Annotated in this window: 1 protein-coding gene; it reads left to right on the top strand. The window is 71.8% G+C overall.

All coding sequences use genetic code 11. The annotated features are described in order from the left end of the window. Positions 1-1296, top strand: a 1296-nt coding sequence (locus VQ03_RS34045; protein ID WP_048454179.1) for a hypothetical protein, incomplete at both ends; no start/stop codon positions are given.

Raw genomic sequence — 1296 nt, 5'->3', positions numbered from 1 at the left:
GACCTGCCGGGCAAGGCCGGCGTCCGGCTCCCGGCGCTTTTCGGCAGGACGGGGGCCGGGGGCCTCACGCTCGCCGATCTGTGGCTCGCATCGGACGCCCAGCTCCGCCTCCGGTTCGAGGATGCGGCACCGGGGGCGGATGACGAGGTCTTGAGCCTTGCCGCCTATCAGGTCGCCGGCCGGAGCCCCACGGTCAGGGAGGTCGGCCGTTGCGATCTCGCCCGGGGCGGGCCGGCACTCTGCACCCTCGGCCTTGCCAATCCGCTCTGGCCCGTGCTGCTCGTGGTATCGGACGCCACCCAGACGATCCGCGCCCTCGACCTCGTTCCCTTCCCCTCGTTGCTGCGGGGCGGGTTGCACCATTGGGAGCTTCGCGCGTCGGCGGTCGCGGCCGACGACATGCGGGACGTCGCGAACCTGTCGGCGACGTATCTGCACGCTTTCCTGCGCTCGCGGCGTCACGATGCACGGCGGATCGACGCGATCCGGATCGACGCGAGCGACGCGACCGGCACAGAAACCCTGTTCACCGGCGCCGTCCTCGACTGGCTCGCACGGCTGATGAGGGTTGAGGTGCGCCTCGACCGGAGGCCCGCCGACGACGACTTGGCCGACCACTTGGCCGAGCAAACCGCGTCCTTGCTGCCCCCGGCAGACGAGGGGCGGAGGCGCGGTGGATCCCTCCTGTTGCCGGCGGACGCGATCCCGACCCTTCACGCGCTGGTCTCGGCGCTCGACGACGGCTCCCCGACGGACGAGCCAGCGCCTGTCGATCCGGGCCCCTGCGCCTTCATCGTGCAGCCGCGGTTCAGCAAGGGGGCGGTCTGGTCGGTGTGCCTGCCGTGGCGCCCGGGCCTGTCGGAGGCCGTGCAGCCCATCGATCGCGCCTGCGGCTTCCCGCATCTCAGCACCGGTCGGGCGACGCCGTCCAACGGCGGCATCGCCCGGACCCGGCCTATCGCGATCCGGCAGACCGACCTGCTCACGATGGCCGACCCGGCCAGACTGTTTCCGAGGGGGTCGGCATCGCCGGCAGTGCTGACGGGACAGGGCGAACCGTTCTCCGGATCGATCTCGATCTGTCTCCTCCTCGAGGACGTTTCCGACACCCTCGCCCCCCTCGTCGACTCGCTCAGGTTCCAGTCGGCCCGTCCCACGGAGATCGTCGTGGTGGGCACGGCACCGCGCCTGGACGGACTACCGGCGGCCACGCAGCACGTGTTGCGGGCCTTGTTCCCGGATGCGGTCCGCTACCTGGCCCGCGATCCCTCCGCGACCCGCGGCATGGCGCTCGCC

Source organism: Methylobacterium tarhaniae (assembly GCF_001043955.1).
GTDB lineage: Bacteria > Pseudomonadota > Alphaproteobacteria > Rhizobiales > Beijerinckiaceae > Methylobacterium > Methylobacterium tarhaniae.
The sequence above is the reverse complement of the archived record's forward strand: the minus strand, read 5'-3'. Positions and strand labels throughout refer to the sequence as shown.